Origin of the sequence: Candidatus Magnetobacterium casense, assembly GCF_019173545.1 — a bacterium.
Lineage (GTDB): Bacteria > Nitrospirota > Thermodesulfovibrionia > Thermodesulfovibrionales > Magnetobacteriaceae > Magnetobacterium > Magnetobacterium cryptolimnobacter.
The window spans coordinates 1-19,053 of the sequence record NZ_JABXWD010000022.1; the positions used below are offsets into that span (position 1 = coordinate 1).

Consider the following 19,053-nt stretch of genomic DNA (forward strand, 5'->3'; position numbering starts at 1 on the left):
GGGGTCAAGGGGACTGGTCCCCTTGCGGGGGGTTCTGAAGGGGGGCGGAGCCGCCCCTTTCTTTCTTGCCTTAAAGTATAGTTACCATGAAATATAAAGAGGATACCCTGAATTTCTGTATTTGTTCTTTTGTCTTATCAGTAGGTCAATGCCGCAAAAAAAACAGCCTGTGCATTAATGGCATCTGGAGAGGTATTTAGGTCCCTCAATGCCACTTTCTGCACAGGCAGGAATCTGTTTTTCTTAACTTACGCTTTATTTCTGGCGCTTTATTTCTGGCGCTTTATTTCTGGCGCTTTATTTCTGGCCTTTGAGGCTGACCTCTTTTGTAAAGGTGCCAAGCTCATATACGGAATCCTTTACGCCTGGTTCGACAACCAGTGTCAGTGAGGCTTCTACTACGGCATCCTCTACGCCCGGGGGTAGTTTGACCTCAAATGTTTCCTCGTTGGCCTTAAACGGCTGAAGCGACGTATCCCTCATGAGTGAGAGTTTCCTCAGTGAAGCAAAGACCATCGTGTTATCCTGATAGCCTAGTTTTTTCTGTGGCATGTAGTACTTCGTCTCTGAGAATATCTCCTTGCCGTCCTTGGACTTTACCTTGACCTTGAGCGAAAAGTGTGTCGGAGACGGGCAGCCATCCGGGAATCTGTGTCCGATATCGTGAGTGATCTTTGTCTTTATGACAACCTGCGGGATTGACAGTACCTCTGGTAACTTTACCTTAAAGGTATAGGCCATTGCAGTGACATCAAACTTGATATGCTCCTTGAGCCTCTTCATCTGGAATTCCCTGTCGTCGTAGTTGGGTGGGAAGCGGTGTCCTGTGTTAGGCGCTCTCATGTGGCAATCCTGGCATCCCTTGTCTCCACCATTTGGGATATAGTTTTGCAGCCAGCTGTCGTAGTTTGACACGCACCACATAGGCTCGGCCGAGTGCAGGAGGTTTGGTCCCTGGTGGCAGCGGCCACAGAAGGATGAGTCCTCCATCATCTCTGCACGCTTGGACTTTGTAAAGACTGAATCAGCATGTGCTCCACCGATTTCCTTATTGCCATAGATGGTATCTTTTGCAGGGGCACCATCTCTGAACGTCCTGACAAAGGCGTTTCTGTTATGACATATTATGCAGTTGATCTGGAGCTTTTCGATGATATCAAAGTCCTGCTTCACAACGGCGTCGGCTATTTCCTGCGCTGCCGCCTCGGAGGCATCCTCCAACTGCGGGATATGACAGATAAAGCACGGCATCATGTAGTCTTTAATGCTCTTTGTGATCTCGTGGGATTTTTTGAGCTCACCATCACGCTGTTTCATATAATCAATCAACGTACCTAGCGTTTTGCTAAAAGGACCGATTAACGGTTTGGAATGGAGGGATTTCTCCCAGTCCTTATAAATCTGTTCATGACACTGCTTACACCGTGTCGAGTCATACATGGCTATCAGTTCTTTAACGGTCTTTACTTCTTTACCGGTGTCATCAGCTCTAGCCATTACAATTGACGGAACAAGAAGTCCAAGTGCTAATGTTAACAATACAAACAACTTCAACGTTCTCATGTATTAAACCTCCTAATGTTAATACGTACTGTTCTTTTTCATCTGTTTACACACAAAACTAAACCACTTCTCTCTGTTTCTTTTACGGTAACGTCTGAACCATTTCCCGACAATCACCACCTTTCTTTTTGTCTATCTATAAATTGTAATAATACTGTGTTATAACATTATTGCAAAAAAAAAGCAAGTATTTTTTATCCTTACCAGGGGACACGCAGGTAACTTCAAATGAGCGTCAATATTGCGTAACCATAGTCACTGACGCCCCACGCTGAAATGCAATATGCTATTATGCAACGGCCATAATTTATGGCTATCAGTATTTTCTTTGCAGGGAGAAACTCTAAAAGATGCAATTTATCGACTGGAGCAGTAAGTTGGCAGTAAACGCAGCGGATATAGACAACCAGCACAAAAAACTTGTCGATATCATCAATGAACTCTACAGCGCCATGCAGGGTGGTAAGGGGGCGGCAGTGATGGGCAAGGTGCTCGGAGAACTGATCGGCTACACAAAAGACCACTTCGCATACGAAGAGAAGTTAATGGTGCAGCACAAGTACAACGACAACAACAAGCACAAGCTCGAACATGACAAGCTGACAAAGCAGGTACTCGACCTGCAGAAGCAATTTACAGACGGCAAGATGGTAGTAACCGTAGAGGTAATGAACTTCCTCAAGAAGTGGCTAAACGATCACATCCTCGACAAGGACAAAACGTTTGCCGCCTTCCTCAACCAAAAGGGCGTACACTAAGTCCCTCCGAAAAAAAAAGAAGTGGGCGGTTGTATGAGGGTGGAACCGTCCACTTGTATCCTTTAAACATTGTCAACTGGGTTATGAACCATATCTCATAGCCTACCAAGCAATCATTGTACAATACTTAGCAGCCATTGTAAAAAATATCCCCTTTACGTTAAACTAAAGCCGGTAAAGGTTTTGAAACAACACAATTACACAGGCAATAAAGCAGTATAAGGAAAACGAAGATGATTGAAGCTATAGATACATACCATGAACCAGGCAAAAGAAGGGGTCAAGGGGTCCGTGACCCCTTGCAGGGGGTTCTGAAGGGGGGCAGAGCCGCCCCTTTCTTGCCTTTCGTCGTTACATTGTTGCTCATCCTCCAGGTGGCGCTGTTGCTGTCGTGTACGAGGGAGATTCGGTATACCGAGGACGAAATAAGCGGGTTCACCCCCGAGACCAGAGTACATATCAGAAACGGTGAGATAGCCTTTTTCATGGCACAGGAGGAGGTCAGGTTTGCCATCGGCTCTCCTACCGACATATTGGTGCTGCCGCCAAGATACGATGGCAAGGAACGCATACAATGGACTTATAAGAAGTGGGGAGGGGTTATTACGACAACCCTCGTGTTTGTAGATAACAAACTAATGGAAATCACAAGCAATGACCAAAATTTGAAGAGAAGATGAAATCTAAAGAGATAAGAGACAGTTTTCTGCAATACTTCCAAAACAAAAAGCACGAACTCGTAAAGAGCGCCGCCCTGCTGCCAAAGGGCGACCCAACATTGCTGTTTACCAACGCCGGGATGGTGCAGTTTAAGAACTACTTCCTCGGCACGGACACGCCCCCATACACAAAGGCCGTCTCCTGCCAGAAGTGCATGAGGGCCGGGGGCAAACAGAGCGATATCGAAAACGTCGGATTCACGGCAAGACACCATACGCTATTTGAGATGCTTGGCAACTTCTCCTTCGGGGATTACTTCAAGCGTGACGCCATTGTCTATGCCTGGGAACTCCTCACACAGTGGTTTAAGCTCCCGACAGATAAGCTCTACGCCTCCGTCTACGAGGACGACGACGAGGCAGCCGACCTGTGGGTGCAACACACGTCCATCGCACCGGAGCGCATCAGACGCCTGGGGGCAAAGGACAACTTCTGGCAGATGGGCGACACCGGCCCCTGCGGCCCATGCTCGGAGATTATCATCGACCAGGGCGCCCATATGGGATGCGGCAAACCAGGCTGCGACGTGGGCTGTGACTGCGACCGATACCTCGAACTCTGGAACCTCGTCTTTATGCAGTACGAAAAGGACTCCAACGGCACCCTCACTCCGCTGCCAAGGCCAAGTATCGATACCGGCATGGGCCTTGAACGCATAACGGCAGTGATGCAACAAAAGTCCTCCAACTTCGACACCGACATCTTTGCCCCAATCATCGGGGCTATCAGCACCGGCACCGGCGTCCCCTACGGCAACAACAAACGACAGGACTCCTCCATACGCGTGGTGGCAGACCATATCCGTTGCCTGACATTTCTGTTGAGCGAAGGTCTCCTGCCCGCCAACGATGGCCGTGGCTACGTCCTCAGACGGATAATACGCCGCGCAAGCAGACATGCAAGGGTACTGGGTAGGGACAGGGCATTCCTCTACAGCCTCGTGCCCGCCGTGATTGAGGCAATGGGTGAGGTCTACCCCGAAATTACGATAAACAGCAGCCGTTGTCAAGACATACTCAAGAGCGAAGAAGAACGCTTCTTCAGAACCCTCCAAAAGGGTTCCGAAATCATAGAAGACCTGATCAGCTCTCTGCGGACATCAAACCAGGACGTCCTCCCCGGGGCGGAGGTCTTTCGCCTGTACGACACCTACGGATTCCCCCTGGAGTTGAGCGTGGAAATCGCCCGGGAAAACGGCATGACCGTCGATGAGACAGGCTTTGCACAGGAGATGGAAAGACAGAAGACCCGCGGGAAGGCCTCCTGGACCGAGGAGGGTCACGGACCGTCGGCACTGATGACGTCCCTGTACAATAGCGTTGCAAAGATAAACGGTGAAACCTACTTCCTCGGCTATGAGCTTCTGGAGTCGGAGTCGGAGGTGCGTTGCCTGTTGCGGGAGTCCGAAAACGTCGATGCCCTCCTTGCAGGACAGCAGGGCGAGGTCATCCTTGACAAGACCCCCTTCTATGGGGAGTCCGGCGGACAGGCCGGTGATACCGGGATTATCACCACAGATGATGCCCTCATCGAGGTGACGGATACCAAAAAGACCCCAAACAACCTCATCATCCACAAGGTGGTGGTAAAACGTGGACAGATGCGCCTCTCTGACAGGGTTCTCTGTCGCGTCAACGAAGAGGACAGGCTCGCCACGATGAAAAACCACAGCGCCACTCACCTGCTCCACGCCGCCCTGAGAAACCTCCTGGGGGAACACGTCAAGCAGGCAGGCTCTCTGGTATCTCCAACGCGCCTGCGGTTTGACTTCACCCACTTCTACCAACTAAGCCCCGCCGACAAGGACGCCATCGAGGACATGGTCAACGAAAAGGTCATGGACAACATCGGGATCAATACACACCTGATGGACCTCAATAATGCGATATCCTATGGGGCAACGGCCCTCTTTGATGAGAAGTACGGCGACGTCGTGCGCGTCGTTGAGATGGGCGACTTCAGCAAGGAGCTTTGTGGCGGCACACACTGCACAGCCAGTGGTGAAATCGGGCCGTTTGTCATCGTCTCCGAGGCCAGTATCGCATCCGGCGTGCGCAGGATCGAGGCGCTGACAGGAAAACAGGCACTGGCATTCATCCGAAAAAACTCTCAGCAGCTACATGCCATTGCACAGACCCTCAAGACGGATAACCCCCTGGATAAGGCTGTAACCCTGTCGCAACACGCCAGGGAACTGGAAAAAGAACTGGAACACCTCAAACACAAGGCAATGGCCAACGAAACGTCAACGTACCTCAGCGGGATCGTTGAGATCAACGGGGTCAAGACGCTCGTGGTCAGAAAGGACGGCTTTAATCAGAAGGAACTACGGGATTTTGCCGATAGCCTGAAAGGAAAACTGGGCAGCGCCATTATACTGGTGGCTTCGACCCTCGAGGACCAAACGAACTTCCTCTGCATGGTGGCAAAGGACCTCACCGACAGGTTTGACGCCGGCAGGTTGTTAAAGGTTGTTTTATCGGCAGCCGATGGCAGGGGCGGGGGCAAGAAGGATATGGCCCAGGGTGGTACCAGGCAAAACGAAAAGGTCAATGACGCATTAAGCAATATATATGACGCAATAAAAAAGGAGGCTACGTAAGTGATATTGAATTCGCTAAAAAATGCCATGTTTGCAGCGCTTGGCGCACAGGAGATGGTAATGGAGCTGGTTGACAAGCTGGTGCAAAGGGGGCAGATCAGTGAGGCGCAGGGGGTAAAATTGGTCAAAGAGTGGACAGACAAGGTCAATAAAACCGGCACGGATATATCCTTAAATCTGGTGGACGCGATACACAAGACACTGGATAGGATGAGCCTGCCAACCAAAGAAGACGTCGATGCCCTTACCAAAAAAGTGAACATCCTCACAGCGAGGGTCGGCGAACTCGAAGACATAATACAACGCCTTACCGCAAAAGATACCAAAGACGTATAGGTATAGATGCTCTCTGAACTGCTCAGGATCCGCCGCACCTACAAGAACATAAACCGGATCAGCCAGATATTAAATGTTTTTATCAAGCACGGGTTTGGGCAGGTTGTGGAGATGCTCAATCTCAGCCGTCTGATTCCGTTTCGCAAGCGTCTGAAGCTCCTGACCGAAGGCGAACTTATCGAAACAACGGTGGCCGAGCGTCTGAGGCGTGCCTTTGCGGAGTTGGGGCCATCGTTTATCAAACTGGCGCAGATACTCTCATCCCGTCCCGACCTCATAACCGAAAAGTATGCCAACGAGTTTGAAAAGCTCCAGGACGAGGTTCCGCCCTTTGACTTCACCGAAGTGCGACAGATAATCGAAACCGACCTCAAGGTGCCCTTAGAGGGCGTCTTTGCCTCCATTGATGAGCAGCCCATAGCCGCAGCCTCGATTTCGCAAGTACACAACGCCACTCTTAATGATGGCACCAGGGTGGTGGTCAAGGTGCAACGTCCGGGGATCAGGGAGATCATTGAGACCGACATCAGTATCATGAAGTTCTTGTCTACGCTGATGATAAAGTACCTCCCCGATGCCGACGTCTTTAATCCGCTGGGCATAGTGGAGGAGTTTGCAAAGACCATCAGGAAGGAGTTGAACTTTACCGAAGAGGTCAGAAACATCGCACGTTTTGCGGCGAACTTCAAGCACTCCTATGCGATAAAGATACCCAACACCTACGACAAGTACATCTCCGACAGGGTGATCGTGATGGAGCGGATCGAGGGCATACGGATGAGCGACCTCGACGCCATGGACGCAGCCGGACTGGACAGACACGACATATCGGTCAAGCTCGTCAATGCCTACTTTAAGATGATCCTCGATGACGGCTTTTTTCACGCCGACCCCCATCCTGGCAATCTCTTTGTTCTATCCGATGGCAGGGTGGCCATAGTGGACTTTGGAATGGTTGGCTGGATCACCCCGAATGTTATGGAGAATATAGCCACTATCCTGTTGGCGTTAATCAACAAGGACTTTGACTCCATGATTGACGAGTTCATTGCCCTTGGCATGGTTACGGAGGAGATAGACCTTGACAGGTTCAAGCATGAGTTCATGGCCGACATGATGGAGCTGCTGCTGCCCCTGTACGACTCCGCCCTGGCCGATATCAACTTTGCACAGTACCTCGATACCATAACACGCCTGTCGATTAAACACAAGCTCAGGATACCCTCATCCATGCTCTTGATTGACAAGTGTATGCTCATCATAGACAGCATAGTGCGCGACCTTGACCCGGAGTTCAATTTCATTTCGCATGCAACCCCCTACACCTCCACGCTGTTGAGGAAGAAGTATGGCCCCAAGCGTGTCATGGACAAGTTCCAGCGCAACTTCACCGAACTTGCCGACTCGGTCATCGACACCCCCAAAAAGGTGCGCGTACTGTTGAGACGTCTAATCAACAACGAGTTCACTACCAAGATGTCTATCGTGGGCATTGACCGTCTGATCAGGGACATTGACCGCTCCACTAACCGTCTCTCCTTCAGCATCGTCATAGCCTCGATCATCATGAGTTCGTCGATCCTGACCGTATCGGGCGTTGGGGCCAAAATTTTTGACATCCCGGCCATAGGCACCCTTGGCTTTATGATCGCATTCTTCCTCGGCATCTGGCTGATTATATCCATCCTGCGCTCAGGCCGCCTCTGACGGGAAGAAAAACAAAAAAAGAAAGGGCCGGCACACAATCAGTTCTGCGGCCAGCCCCTCTTCAATTACCCAATCGTGCCTTGTTGCTCTTATCGCTTAGGGCTTATTTGATCTGCCACTGTGAGGGCAGACCATGCATAATAAGTCCATCGGATGATATGTTATTGCTATTCATCATCCAGGCAACAACATCATTATTGTTGGTGTTTTGCCAGATTATATCGACCTTGCCATCACCGTTGAGGTCTTCTATGCCTTTGAATATCCAGTTTAGCGGCAGATTATGAGTTACATACGCCCCTGAAGTTATCACGGTTGAATCGATAAACCAGAGAACAACATCGCCGGTGGATATATTTTGCAGCAATGCTTCTGCCTTGCCATCGCCTTTAAAGTCCCCCGCTGCCATAATATGCCAATCTGAAGGCAGGGCAAGAGTGATAAAGTTCCCGTATGATATGGTGGCACCATCCATGAGCCAGACAAAGACATCACCAGTGTTGTTATCTTGCCAGAGCATATCACTTTTGACGTCACTGTTGAGGTCGGCTATGGCTTTTAACACCCAGTTTGACGGCAGATTCTTGGTCACATATTTGCCGGAACTTATCGTGGCCCCATTCATAAACCAGATACCGACATCCCCCAGAGCGGTATTTTGCAACAGTATATCGTCCTTACCATCGCCGTCAAAATCTCCCACTCCTATAAACTTCCACGATGAAGGCAGACCATGGAAAACATAGCCTCCTGATGATATGGTAGCGCCATTCATTATCCAGGCAACAACATCACCCGTGTTGGTGTCCAGCCAGAGCATATCGGCCTTGCCGTCTCCGTTGAGGTCGGGTTTACCTCTAAGCACCCAATTTGACGGCAGATTCATGGTCACATACTTGCCGGAATTTATTGTGGCTCCATTCATAAACCAGATGCCGACATCCCCCAGAGCGGTGTTTTGTAGCAATATATCAGCCTTGCCATCGCCATCGAAGTCATTTTTAACGTGCAGGGTCGGCGCCGGGGGTGACGCAGGGGCAAACTTTTCTACGCGATAATTACCCGTATCGGCAACGTATACATTTCCGGAGCTGTCCACTGCAATTGACTGTGCTCCCGAAAACTCTCCGTCTGCTGATCCCTGACTTCCCCACTTGGTTACAAAATTACCGCTTGCACCAAACTTCTGAACTCTATTGGCCAAAGAATCAATCGTATATATGTTTCCGGCACTGTCAAGTCTCAGACCAACAACAGCGGTAAACTGCCCATCGCCTGAACCAGCATCCCCAATCTGGGCTATAAAATTGCCGCTTGCATCAAACTTCTGGATGCGCGCATTATAACTGGCAATACCTGAGTCTGCAACATATACGTTGCCTGCCGTGTCTACTGCCACTTCCATGGGCTGACCAAGCTGCCCGGCTCCGTACCCGGCACTCCCCCATTTGGCAACAAAGTTGCCGTTTGAATCAAACTTATGGATGCAGAAGTTTCCGGAATCGGAGACATACACGTTTCCGGCGCCGTCAACGGCAACTCCCTGAACATTACTCATCAGCCCTTTCCCCATCTGGGTTATAAAATTGCCGTTTGAATCAAACTTCTGGATGCGACCGTTGCCGTTGTCAGCCGTATACACGTTTCCGGCGCTGTCTACGGCTACCTTCAGGGGAGATAACCCCGTAAATTGTCCATCCCCTGTGCCTACACTTCCCCACTTGGCTATAAAATTACCGTTTGAATTGAACTTATGGACGCAATGGCCTACAGGATCAGCCACATACACGTTGCCTGCACTGTCGGCAGCCACTCCGGTGGGTAAGTAAAACTGTCCATTGTCCGGGCCATAGCTCCCCCATTTGGCAACAAAGGTATAAGTCGTCGATGTTGGCGTAGGTGTTGGGGTGATAGTCGGCGTTGGCGTCGGTCTTGACGTCGGCGTTGGTGTCGGTGCCGTAGTCGGTGTTGGTGTTGGCCTTGACGTCGGCGTTGGAGTCGGTGCCGTAGTTGGCGTCGGCGTTGGTGTTGGCCTTGACGTCGGCGTTGGTGTCGGAGTTGTAACTATCACCGTAGGGGGAGTGCCATCGCCTGAGACATTGCTTGCTAACATGGTTACGGCCGCAGAGGCATTAACTGCAAAACCACTGAGACATAAGGCTCCAATTACAACAAACATCAGCAATATCAACAATAGTCCAGCACTGAATCGTTGGTGACGGCGGAGATACTTCATCCTTGTTTGAATATTGTTTCGAAACGACATAGTTTCTTCCTCCAAATATACGTTATATGGTTCTGCCGGACAGAAAAATCTGTTACCTGACACAGATACCAACACTATTCTACTCCCTGTATAATATAATTGCCTAAATACCGGCAGTGTTGCAAAGTGTTATCATGTTCACGTAACCACTGCCAGGGGGTAGGGGTAAGCAAATGCAAACCGTTAGCTACACTTTTGCATTTAACGTGCCCGTAATAGCTACAAACAAAACAGGTCTTTTTGAGATAAAGATACGGGTGGAGGTATGACATGTTTTGTGAGTAGATGACAAAATATGTCAGTGTATGAAATATTATTTTCTTGTGACTTATGATACTAGTCATAGAATCTTATTCGTATCTTGGGTACAATAATATTATGTTATAATAGATCATGAGGGAAGGGAGTTTGTTATATGCTTATACGATATTTAAGATGCAGCAAGGACATAATAACCCTAACCTTGCTTATAGTTTTAGCTTTTAGCTTTGTTGATGGACACACTATCACAATAAGCGTTAATGGCGATGGGGAGTTTTGGGTCAATCTGGATGTATGTTCCGCAAAAAATCCAAATTCCTTTGGCAATAACAATTTAGACTCTTTCTATTGTGAAGGCATTCGTTTTATAGAAATTTTCAGAGATATCGTTTCGTGTTTCTCCATTGACAAGCATATGTATGTTTTTTTAGAGACGTTTCTAACAAATAAACCACCAAACCTCCTGTAATTTTTAATTACTTAACTGAGAAGGAAGAGACCGTTTTACGGTTTCCTATCAAAAACAGTGGAGGTATATGCCAATGAAAAACAGAGGCGTCAGAAATCTCTTTGTGTACGGGAGTCTTCTGTGTTTTGCCAGCCTGGTTGTAATCACCTTTGACACCTATGCCAAACTTGATGCAAGGGCCCCACAGATAACCGACGAGGTAAACAAAGGGAAAATCGCATGGCACAAATACGACTGCATCGGCTGCCATACTATCTTGGGCAATGGCTCATACTTTGCCCCGGACATGACCAAGATCACGCAACACGTACCGCACAGTTACCTTAAAAAGTTCCTGGTAAACCCCAAAAAGGTCAATGCAACCAGCAACATGCCCGTCCTTGGGGTCAGCGCAGAGGAGGCCGATAATCTGATTTCGTTTCTCGACTGGATATCGCAGGTGGATACAAACGGCTGGCCTCCCAAGCCCATATACACCGTCACGATGAGGTCCGATGACAGAGCGTCGGTCTACCACAAGTACGAGTGCGCCATCTGTCACACGATAAACGGAGTGGGCGGGACATCGGGCCCTGACCTCTCACACGTGGCTACCAAACAGCCTGACCCACAGTGGCATAAGCGGCATTTGCTTAACCCTGCGGAGGTGGTTGCCGATTCGGCCATGCCGCCCTACCCGCAGATAAGCGGGGAAGAACTCGACAAGCTCGTAAACTATCTGCTTACTCTTAAGTAAGCATAAGGAGGTCAAGGCAATGAAATATCAAAGTCAGAAGGTGGCAACGTACTTCTTCACGTATGCCGTGGTGTTGTTTTTAGTGCAGGTGATTGTCGGCGTTATAGCGGCAGTGCAGTTTATAGCGCCGGACATCCTGCCGCTGAAGTTTAACATCACACGCACGCTTCACATAAACGCCCTTGTGGTGTGGCTCCTTGTTGGTCTGATGGGGGCAACCTACTATGTTGTGCCCGAGGAGTCAGAGAGGGAGCTTTGGAGTGTTCCACTTGCCATGTTTCAGTTTTGGGCAACCGTGGGGGCCATTGGCGCCGTAGTGGTGGGGTTTATCATCCAGGGGTTTTTTCCGCAGGCCAACATCACCGTGCTTGGGACGCATCTGCTCAGTGAGGGGCGTGAGTACATAGAGGCGCCGCGGTGGGCAGACTGGCTGATAGCATTGTCGGCGATCCTGTTTATGGTAAACTGCGCCATGACAATGATCAAGGGCAAGAGGTGGACAGGCATCAATGGTACACTATTGGGTGGACTGGCATTTATGACACTCATGTACCTGCCCGGGATGTTTTACGTAAAGAGTATGGTCAAGGACCAGTACTGGTGGTGGTGGGTGGTGCATCTTTGGGTTGAGGGTGCGTGGGAGGTCATAGCAGGGGCGCTTCTTGCGTTTATGCTCCTGAAGGTGACCAACGCTCATAGGGAAGTACTGGAGAAGTGGATGTACATAGAGGTGTTCCTGGTTCTTTTTACAGGTATCCTCGGCACCGGACATCACTACTACTGGATAGGCACCCCCGGGTACTGGCTCTGGATAGGGGGTATATTTAGTTCGCTTGAGCCAATTCCTCTGCTCATCATGGTCTGGGACGCCTTCAGAACCACACGACAGCACAGGGTCATATCCAACAAGCTGGGATTGTTCTATGCCGTGGCTCATGCCATATTCAACTTCGTCGGGGCCGGCCTCTGGGGTGTGGTGCATACGCTGCCCTCCGTCAACAAGTGGACGCATGGTACACAGCTCACCACGGCCCATGGACACCTGGCCTTCTACGGTGCATACGTGTTGCTGGTGGTTGCGATAATCTACATAACGCTTCCGCACCTCAGAGGGGTCAAGGAGTTTGACTCTTCGCGCGGCTATCGGTCATTCTGGTGGATGACTATTTCGATGGTGATGATCGCCCTGACGATAACCGGTGCAGGGATGGTGCAGATATACATGGAAAGGCTCCTTGGGCTGGACTACGTATCGGTCAAGAACAACTTCAACTTCTGGTTCTGGGTCTGGAGGGCCATCTTTGGCGTAGGATTCCTCTATGACACATGGCTGCTGGTGCTTGACTTCTTTAAACTCGGCAGGGAACCTGTCAAGGCACATTCGGCCATAAGACTTGAGGTCGAACCAGTTTCCAGATAGCGATTTGATTTGAGGGAGGGCAAAACCCTCCCTTCTTTTTTTTAGAGGTGTACAAGGCAATGATAAGGCAGGGAAGTCTATGCGTCATTCGCAGGCTAACTCAGATGGGGGCTTTGATAGCGATACTTCTGTTTCCCGTCTTTGACGTCTTCAGGTATGACATCGATGACCAGACGCTGTATCTGTTTGGGCATCCGTGGGGGCTTGGCATCAGGGAGGCCGTGATATCGGCAAGCGGCAGTGTGGATGCCGGGTTTGTTACCATACAGGTCTTAACCAGGGCCATGTTTCCGTGGCTATTGGCGCTGTCGTTTTTTCCGCTTATGGGATTTCTCTTTGGGAGGTTCTTCTGTGGATGGTTCTGTCCTGAGGGGTTGCTCTTTGAATACGCCGACTGGCTCTGTCTTAAAATCATTGGAAGGCGGAGCATTTACGGTAAAAAAAGCAGCGACCCTCCGGTTGAGATAAATAACAGGGCATTGTATGGCACGCTTGCCGTGTTATCTTTGCTTGTTATCGCACCAGTTACGGGGGTGTTTCTCAGCGGATATCTTATTTCACCACGGAGGATATGGCATGAGTTGGTCTCCCTTGAACCCTCCGGCGGACTTTTGACTGGTATCGTTGGCGTTACGATTTACATGTACACGACGTCGATATTTGTGAGGCACGAATTTTGCCGATATGTGTGTGCGGCAGGGCTTATGCAGATGCTCTTTGGCTGGATAAGCCCATTTTCGTTGCGCATCAGGTTTGACAGGGAGCGATTTTTTCAATGTACGGATTGCAGAAAGTGTGAAAAGACCTGCTTTATGGACGTAAAGCCACGTCTGCCCAAAAGGGACATAAACTGCGTAAACTGCGGTAAGTGCATCGTCGCATGTGAAAGAGAACTTGGCGCCAAAAAAGGCCTGTTTGGCTATCGATCGGGCAAGAACTGAGAAGGAAAGGCTTTACCTCTTTATCGCTTCATGACGCTCCGGAATGCGATTGCCCTGACAAAAGTACTACCTGTTCCGTATTTAATTCGATCGAAATCTGCTATGGCATCGTTATATGATTTTTGTCATAAAAAATTATGTGGATTTTTTATACGATACTTATGTTATAGTATCGAAGGATTTTTTTTACTGGAGGCAGATATACGAAGGTGAAAATAAAAAAACAGTCAAGAAAGGAGGGCGCAAAGGAAGAGAATAAGACAACCGATCCAAGATTGGGTAGAGACATGATGCCCGCAAAAGGCAACCAACCAAAGACAATCAACCAAAGACAACGGGCGATGGGGCAATTTTAAGGTGCTCCTTAACGCATGCGTGTGCCGGATGATTGTCAAGTGAGAGCAGTTTAGTATGATAAGGAGGATAATCAATGAGAAAGAATTTGGTGTTGGTAGCGACAATATGCACACTGCTTTTTACCTTTGTTACCGGTGAGGTTTATGGAGCTGATCTGGCGTTAGGCAAGAAGGTCTTTCAGAGAAGATGTGCGTTTTGTCATGGTCAAAAAGGTAACGGTAATGGTTATGCCGACTTCGTTTACAAGACAAACGAAAAAGGCAAGATATGGAAGTTGTATCCACGTGATTTCACACAAGGGGTCTTCAGGTTCAGGTCAACGGCAACAGGCAGCCTGCCTACGGATGCAGACCTCCTCCGCCTCATAGAGGTTGGGATTCCCAGATCAAGTATGCCCCCGACGAGGGACCTTGACGATGCAGAGAGAAGGGCCGTTGTTGAGTACATAAAGTCGCTTTCGCCAAGATGGAAAGACGAGGGGCAAGGTACGGCTATCGAGGTAGGACAGAAGCCTGATTGGGTTGGCAGTCCGGAGTCCGTAGAAAAAGGCGCCCAGGTATGGAAAGAGATGAAGTGCTGGGAGTGTCACGGCGAAAAAGGTCGCGGGGACGGCACAAAGTCGGATGAACTTAAGGACGACCAAAAAAGAGCTATCCTGCCGTTTGACTTTACGATAGGGGCACTTAAGAGAGGCACGACGGACGAAGATATCTATCTGGCCTATACAACCGGTCTTGACGGCTCAGGAATGCCTTCCTACGAGGACTCCCTGGATAACGAAAAGCGCTGGCACTTGGTGTCTTTTACAAAAAAACTGATGGGAAAGATTAAATAAATATAGGAGGTGAATTATCATGGAACAACAACCAGGTGCGATAGAGAAATTACTTGATAACCCCATAGGACTTCTTATACTCTCCAATGTGGTGTTCTTTGTTGTGTACTTCTTGTGGGGCATCGTGAAGATACAATCGATCCCCCCGATGCCTAAGGCGCTGATAGAATCGATACTAGGAGGTGCAAAATAATGGCATTACTACCGCCTGAAAAAGGATGGTGGCATAAAAGTGTCGCCAAAGATGAAAAAATATGGATTGCTTGTGCGACCGTAGTTGCCCTGGCGCTATTTTCGTTGATGGTTGCATGGCACGTGGTAGGAAAGCAAAACCCCTCTTACCTGGTCTATAAGACATCGCCCGATGAGTTCTACAAACTGGCTCAGGCAAACTGGGAAAAGTATAAGGTCGCAGAAAAAAACGGTATGACCGTGGTCAAACCGCCACCCGATGGCGAAATATTTGTCATGGGATCAACGTGGCGATGGGAACCGGCCTTGATACTTAAAAAAGGGGCCAAGTATAAGTTTCACATATCATCTATGGATCTCTTGCATGGGTTTTCCCTTCAACCGGTAAACATGAACTTCAAGATACATCCTGGTTATGATTATGTCCTGACGTTTACACCAACATCCACAGGTACGTTCAATGTTATCTGCAACGAGTACTGCGGCCCTGGTCATCATACGATGATTACCGAAATAACAGTTGAAGATTAAGCGGAGGATCAAAAGATGTTTTTAAAATGTGACATTACAGGGTTTAATGTAGACAAGCGGGTCTTGCCGTTGATAAAGGCAAATGCCGTAGTCTCGGTAGTGGCCTTTCTCCTGGCCATTACGGCAGCCCTATTGGTGCTTTTTACAAGATGGCAGGTCGTTCATCTACTTCCTGTTGACTGGTACTACAGGATACTGACTTTTCACGGACTGGTTGCCCTTGTCGTGTGGATTGTCTTTTGGGAAATGGCTGGTTTGTACTTTGGCTCCACGGTTGTCCTCAATGCCCGGCAAGTTGCTCCTAATGTCGGGTGGGTCGCCTTTGTGCTCATGGTAGTGGGAACGGCGCTGGTGGCATATGCCGTGTTGACAGGACAAGCCGATGTGCTCTTCACCTCTTATACACCGCTCAAGGCCGCCCCGGTACACTATCTGGGGATAATACTCTTTGCCGTTGGTGCACTTATTGTTTGCGGACTGTTTATCGCCAACATAATCGTGGCCAAAAAAGAAAAAACCTACGGTGATGGCCCCCTGCCGCTGTTCAGCTTTGGTCTGTTGACGGCAGTCATCCTTGCCATCGGTACGCTCGTGGCCGGCGCCGCAATCTATGTCCCAACGTTACTCTGGTCTATGGGACTTATCGAAACGGTTGACAGCCTCATGTACAGACTCGTTTTCTGGGGTTTTGGACACTCCGCACAGCAGGTCAACGTTGCCGCACAGATATCTATCTGGTACCTCGGTGCATTCCTCGTCGTAGGCGGCACCTCTATCAACGAAAAGGTCAGCAGAACCGCATTCCTGTTCTACCTGATCGGTATAAATCTCGCCTCTGCACATCACCTCCTCGTTGATCCGATCCCGTCGCCTTCATGGAAGGTCGTAAACACCAGTTACTTCATGTACCTGGCCGTCCTCGCCTCCATGATCCACGCATTTGCAGTACCATCGGCTATTGAGGTCGCACAGAGAAAAAGAGGCTTCACAAAAGGCCTGTTTGACTGGCTCAAAAATTGCCCATGGGGAAACCCCGCATTTGTATCCATTTTCCTAGCAATCGTTATGTTTGGATTCATCGGTGGTATCACCGGTGTCATCAACGGTATGGAACAGGCCAACATGATTATACATAACACGCTTGCACTGCCGGGTCACTTTAAGGGAACCGTTGTCGCCGGTACCACGCTTACGTTTATGGGGGCAACCTATTACCTTATCCCGCTGATATTCAGAAAAAAGATTTCCATGTATGGCGTAGCAAAGGCCGTACCGTGGACTTTCGCACTGGGTCTTGTTCTGTTGTCTGCCGGACTCTCTACGCTTGGCTATCTTGGCGTGCCAAGGAGACACTGGGATATAACGTTCTCAGGCGGTCCGTTCACCTACAATTTCCCGCAAATAGCCGACCTCTTCTGGGTTGTTGCGGTCATTGGTGGTACCATTCTCTTTCTGGCTTGCCTGGCATGGTGTCTTGTTGTCGTTGTGTCGGTGTTCTTTGGACAGCCGGTGCGTGGTCCGCAGGACATGCAGCTGACTATGTCAGGACTTCCCCCTGAGGACCCGCATGGAGACCATTCCGCACGCTTTGTTGCACCAGGGACATTTACTCTGACTATCGTGTGGATGGTCGCATTTTTGATCTTTATATCCCTCAACTGGGGTTGGTTGTCTATGATGTGGGAGGTCAAATAGCACTTTGAAGACACTGCTTCTATCTCTCGCGCTCATTGCCCTTACGGGGACGGTTGCCGTTGCTGCTGGGACAGTTAAAAAACTCTCATCGCCAAACGAAGCGCTGACCTTGGGCAAGAACGTCCCCAATGTGACCCTCATAGATTCCCACGGCAAGCAGCGCACCTTGATGGAGATAATCGGCAATAAACCGCTTGTTATCAGCCTCATCTACATCAGGTGCGAAACCGCTTGCCTGCTCATCACGGATAGTCTCATGGGGACGGTAGAGAAGGTAGGAGACCTCGGAAAAGGCTATAACGTCCTCACTCTCTCCTTTGACCACACCGATACGCCGGAAATGCTGGCCAAGTTCGCAACTACCTGGCAACTTGACAGACCAGGCTGGACCGTCGTAACCGGTGAGGAAAAGGAGCTGGAAAAACTACTCAAAGCAATAGATTTCTCTTATCGGTTAGACGAGGAGACGGGTGATTTCATTCACCCCAACCTCCTTGTCTTACTGACCCCCACAGGTAAAATATCCAAGTACATCTACGGGGTCAACTACAACGACCGCGACCTCAAACTCAGCATCATAGCAGCCAAGCAAGGCTCCTCCTCGGCGAGTCTGACAGAGGGGCTGCTCCTGTGGTGCTACCAGTACGATCCGTTAACAGGTTCCTACAAGCTCGACTTGGCGCTTATCCTGGAGGTTATCAGCGGGTTGCTCTTTTTCATCTCTGTGGTATTTTTCTTCTTTGGCAGGCAGGTAATCTCATCGATTCGCTCCTTTGCCGGCAAACTCAGCGTTCGCCACGGATAGACAAAAACATAAACACTGTCAGGATTTTAACATACAGGAGTAAGTGCATATGATAGGCGATAAAAAGGTTCAGGATATGATGGTTGACATCTTTGAGATGCCTCATATCCCATACTGGTTTACGATAAAGCAGGCCCTGCGATTGCTCAGGAAATCATACCCCGACGTAAAGAGCTACCCGTATTCGATGATGGTACTCGTCTTTGACGAAAAGTATAACCTCCTTGGCAGCGTCTCCATACAGGAGATACTCAGGGGGCTGGAGCCGGAACTCCTAAGCCCTGCCATGCTTGCCGGCGCCTTCAAGGAAGATAGTCAGTTGCCAACTACCTTGTGGGAGGCACTCTTTGACGTCAAGGGCAAGGAGGTCTTGCAGCATCCCGTCAGCGAAATCATGACCCCCATAAGCACCTTCGTCAACCACGACGACCCCGTGACCAAGGCCGCATACATGATGTTTTGCCACAACACCCCGATCCTGCCCGTGCTCGAAGGCAAGAAAAAACTCCTGGGAATCATCAGAATAGCCGACATCTTTCACGGCATAGCCGCCGCAATCTGAGCCGCTGCCCGGAACACCCTCCAAGGTGTGTGGGCATCAGGTTGTTGGCAATACAAAAATTGGATTCAAAATTTTGATAATATAGTTTTTTTAGTTAATTGAGCAATTGCCGCCTGTAAAACGCTCCAACATATCTTGGCAGTGTGTTCATCTGGATTAAACTTACGGCACATTTGTTCATTCGGATGTACTCGAGTTTTCGAAAAACAGGCAAACAGCATGGTATCAATTTTGCTAACCATTTTTGCCTGTTTTTTTATGCAATCTCACGCAACTCCTTCTGCTTTTCACGCTTCC

Annotated in this window: 16 protein-coding genes; 14 read left to right on the forward strand and 2 right to left on the reverse strand. The window is 49.4% G+C overall.

Annotated features, from left to right (window positions below; translation table 11 throughout):
- Positions 1–297: 297 nt before the first annotated feature.
- Positions 298–1,563: a multiheme c-type cytochrome (seleno)protein ExtKL gene (extKL, locus tag HWQ67_RS02320; RefSeq protein ID WP_218251030.1), complete on the reverse strand. Its 1,266-nt coding sequence runs from the start codon at positions 1,561–1,563 to the stop codon at positions 298–300.
- Between the two features lie 350 nt (positions 1,564–1,913).
- Between extKL and HWQ67_RS02325 the strand changes: the two genes are divergently transcribed.
- The 5 genes from HWQ67_RS02325 to HWQ67_RS02345 all read left to right on the forward strand — a co-directional run bounded on the left by HWQ67_RS02325 (position 1,914) and on the right by HWQ67_RS02345 (position 7,686).
- On the forward strand, positions 1,914–2,321 hold the full coding sequence (locus HWQ67_RS02325) for a bacteriohemerythrin (protein ID WP_218251031.1): 408 nt from the start codon (positions 1,914–1,916) through the stop codon (positions 2,319–2,321).
- Positions 2,322–2,659: 338 nt separating this feature from the next.
- Complete coding sequence (locus HWQ67_RS02330) at positions 2,660–3,001, forward strand: hypothetical protein (RefSeq protein ID WP_218251032.1); 342 nt, start codon at positions 2,660–2,662, stop codon at positions 2,999–3,001.
- Positions 2,998–5,643 carry an alanine--tRNA ligase gene (alaS, locus tag HWQ67_RS02335; RefSeq protein ID WP_218251033.1) on the forward strand — a complete coding sequence of 882 codons (2,646 nt, stop codon included), beginning with the start codon at positions 2,998–3,000 and terminating at the stop codon, positions 5,641–5,643. Before HWQ67_RS02330 ends, alaS begins: the two co-directional genes overlap by 4 nt.
- A complete protein-coding gene (locus HWQ67_RS02340) occupies positions 5,644–5,979 on the forward strand; it encodes a phasin family protein (RefSeq protein ID WP_218251034.1) in 336 nt (111 codons plus the stop codon).
- 6 nt (positions 5,980–5,985) lie between these two features.
- Entirely contained in the window at positions 5,986–7,686 is a 1,701-nt protein-coding gene (locus HWQ67_RS02345; RefSeq protein ID WP_218251035.1) for an ABC1 kinase family protein, read from the forward strand.
- A gap of 103 nt (positions 7,687–7,789) precedes the next feature.
- Here HWQ67_RS02345 and HWQ67_RS02350 read toward each other — a convergent pair whose 3' ends face one another.
- A complete protein-coding gene (locus HWQ67_RS02350; RefSeq protein ID WP_218251036.1) occupies positions 7,790–9,952 on the reverse strand; it encodes an FG-GAP-like repeat-containing protein in 2,163 nt (720 codons plus the stop codon).
- A gap of 803 nt (positions 9,953–10,755) precedes the next feature.
- Between HWQ67_RS02350 and HWQ67_RS02355 the strand changes: the two genes are divergently transcribed.
- The 9 genes from HWQ67_RS02355 (at position 10,756) to HWQ67_RS02395 (ending at position 18,756) form a co-directional block, all read left to right on the forward strand.
- Positions 10,756–11,418, forward strand: a complete 663-nt coding sequence (locus HWQ67_RS02355; RefSeq protein WP_218251037.1) for a c-type cytochrome — start codon at positions 10,756–10,758, stop codon at positions 11,416–11,418.
- Positions 11,419–11,437: 19 nt separating this feature from the next.
- Positions 11,438–12,838, forward strand: coding sequence for a cbb3-type cytochrome c oxidase subunit I (locus HWQ67_RS02360; protein ID WP_218251038.1), 1,401 nt, complete (start codon positions 11,438–11,440; stop codon positions 12,836–12,838).
- 104 nt (positions 12,839–12,942) lie between these two features.
- Complete coding sequence (locus HWQ67_RS02365; protein ID WP_218251039.1) at positions 12,943–13,779, forward strand: 4Fe-4S binding protein; 837 nt, start codon at positions 12,943–12,945, stop codon at positions 13,777–13,779.
- A gap of 430 nt (positions 13,780–14,209) precedes the next feature.
- A complete protein-coding gene (locus HWQ67_RS02370) occupies positions 14,210–14,971 on the forward strand; it encodes a c-type cytochrome (RefSeq protein ID WP_218251040.1) in 762 nt (253 codons plus the stop codon).
- Positions 14,972–14,990: 19 nt separating this feature from the next.
- The gene (locus HWQ67_RS02375) at positions 14,991–15,164 is read left to right on the forward strand and encodes a hypothetical protein (RefSeq protein ID WP_218251041.1); all 174 of its coding nucleotides are present in this window, start codon (positions 14,991–14,993) and stop codon (positions 15,162–15,164) included.
- Positions 15,164–15,694 (forward strand): hypothetical protein, encoded by a 531-nt coding sequence (locus tag HWQ67_RS02380; protein WP_218251042.1) that lies wholly within the window; start codon positions 15,164–15,166, stop codon positions 15,692–15,694. Before HWQ67_RS02375 ends, HWQ67_RS02380 begins: the two co-directional genes overlap by 1 nt.
- A gap of 15 nt (positions 15,695–15,709) precedes the next feature.
- Positions 15,710–17,389: a cbb3-type cytochrome c oxidase subunit I gene (locus tag HWQ67_RS02385; protein ID WP_218251043.1), complete on the forward strand. Its 1,680-nt coding sequence runs from the start codon at positions 15,710–15,712 to the stop codon at positions 17,387–17,389.
- 4 nt (positions 17,390–17,393) lie between these two features.
- A complete protein-coding gene (locus HWQ67_RS02390) occupies positions 17,394–18,194 on the forward strand; it encodes an SCO family protein (protein WP_218251044.1) in 801 nt (266 codons plus the stop codon).
- Positions 18,195–18,243: 49 nt separating this feature from the next.
- A complete protein-coding gene (locus tag HWQ67_RS02395) occupies positions 18,244–18,756 on the forward strand; it encodes a CBS domain-containing protein (RefSeq protein WP_218251045.1) in 513 nt (170 codons plus the stop codon).
- The last annotated feature ends 297 nt before the right edge of the window (positions 18,757–19,053 follow it).

What these genes read in the sequence shown, in the direction of transcription:
- HWQ67_RS02380 (WP_218251042.1), top strand. Translation starts at nt 15,164, where the DNA reads ATGGCATTACTACCGCCTGAAAAAGGATGGTGGCATAAAAGTGTCGCC.
- HWQ67_RS02350 (WP_218251036.1), bottom strand. Translation starts at nt 9,952, where the DNA reads ATGTCGTTTCGAAACAATATTCAAACAAGGATGAAGTATCTCCGCCGT.
- HWQ67_RS02385 (WP_218251043.1), top strand. Translation starts at nt 15,710, where the DNA reads ATGTTTTTAAAATGTGACATTACAGGGTTTAATGTAGACAAGCGGGTC.
- HWQ67_RS02370 (WP_218251040.1), top strand. Translation starts at nt 14,210, where the DNA reads ATGAGAAAGAATTTGGTGTTGGTAGCGACAATATGCACACTGCTTTTT.
- HWQ67_RS02375 (WP_218251041.1), top strand. Translation starts at nt 14,991, where the DNA reads ATGGAACAACAACCAGGTGCGATAGAGAAATTACTTGATAACCCCATA.
- extKL (WP_218251030.1), bottom strand. Translation starts at nt 1,563, where the DNA reads ATGAGAACGTTGAAGTTGTTTGTATTGTTAACATTAGCACTTGGACTT.
- alaS (WP_218251033.1), top strand. Translation starts at nt 2,998, where the DNA reads ATGAAATCTAAAGAGATAAGAGACAGTTTTCTGCAATACTTCCAAAAC.
- HWQ67_RS02355 (WP_218251037.1), top strand. Translation starts at nt 10,756, where the DNA reads ATGAAAAACAGAGGCGTCAGAAATCTCTTTGTGTACGGGAGTCTTCTG.
- HWQ67_RS02395 (WP_218251045.1), top strand. Translation starts at nt 18,244, where the DNA reads ATGATAGGCGATAAAAAGGTTCAGGATATGATGGTTGACATCTTTGAG.
- HWQ67_RS02360 (WP_218251038.1), top strand. Translation starts at nt 11,438, where the DNA reads ATGAAATATCAAAGTCAGAAGGTGGCAACGTACTTCTTCACGTATGCC.
- HWQ67_RS02345 (WP_218251035.1), top strand. Translation starts at nt 5,986, where the DNA reads ATGCTCTCTGAACTGCTCAGGATCCGCCGCACCTACAAGAACATAAAC.
- HWQ67_RS02365 (WP_218251039.1), top strand. Translation starts at nt 12,943, where the DNA reads ATGGGGGCTTTGATAGCGATACTTCTGTTTCCCGTCTTTGACGTCTTC.
- HWQ67_RS02325 (WP_218251031.1), top strand. Translation starts at nt 1,914, where the DNA reads ATGCAATTTATCGACTGGAGCAGTAAGTTGGCAGTAAACGCAGCGGAT.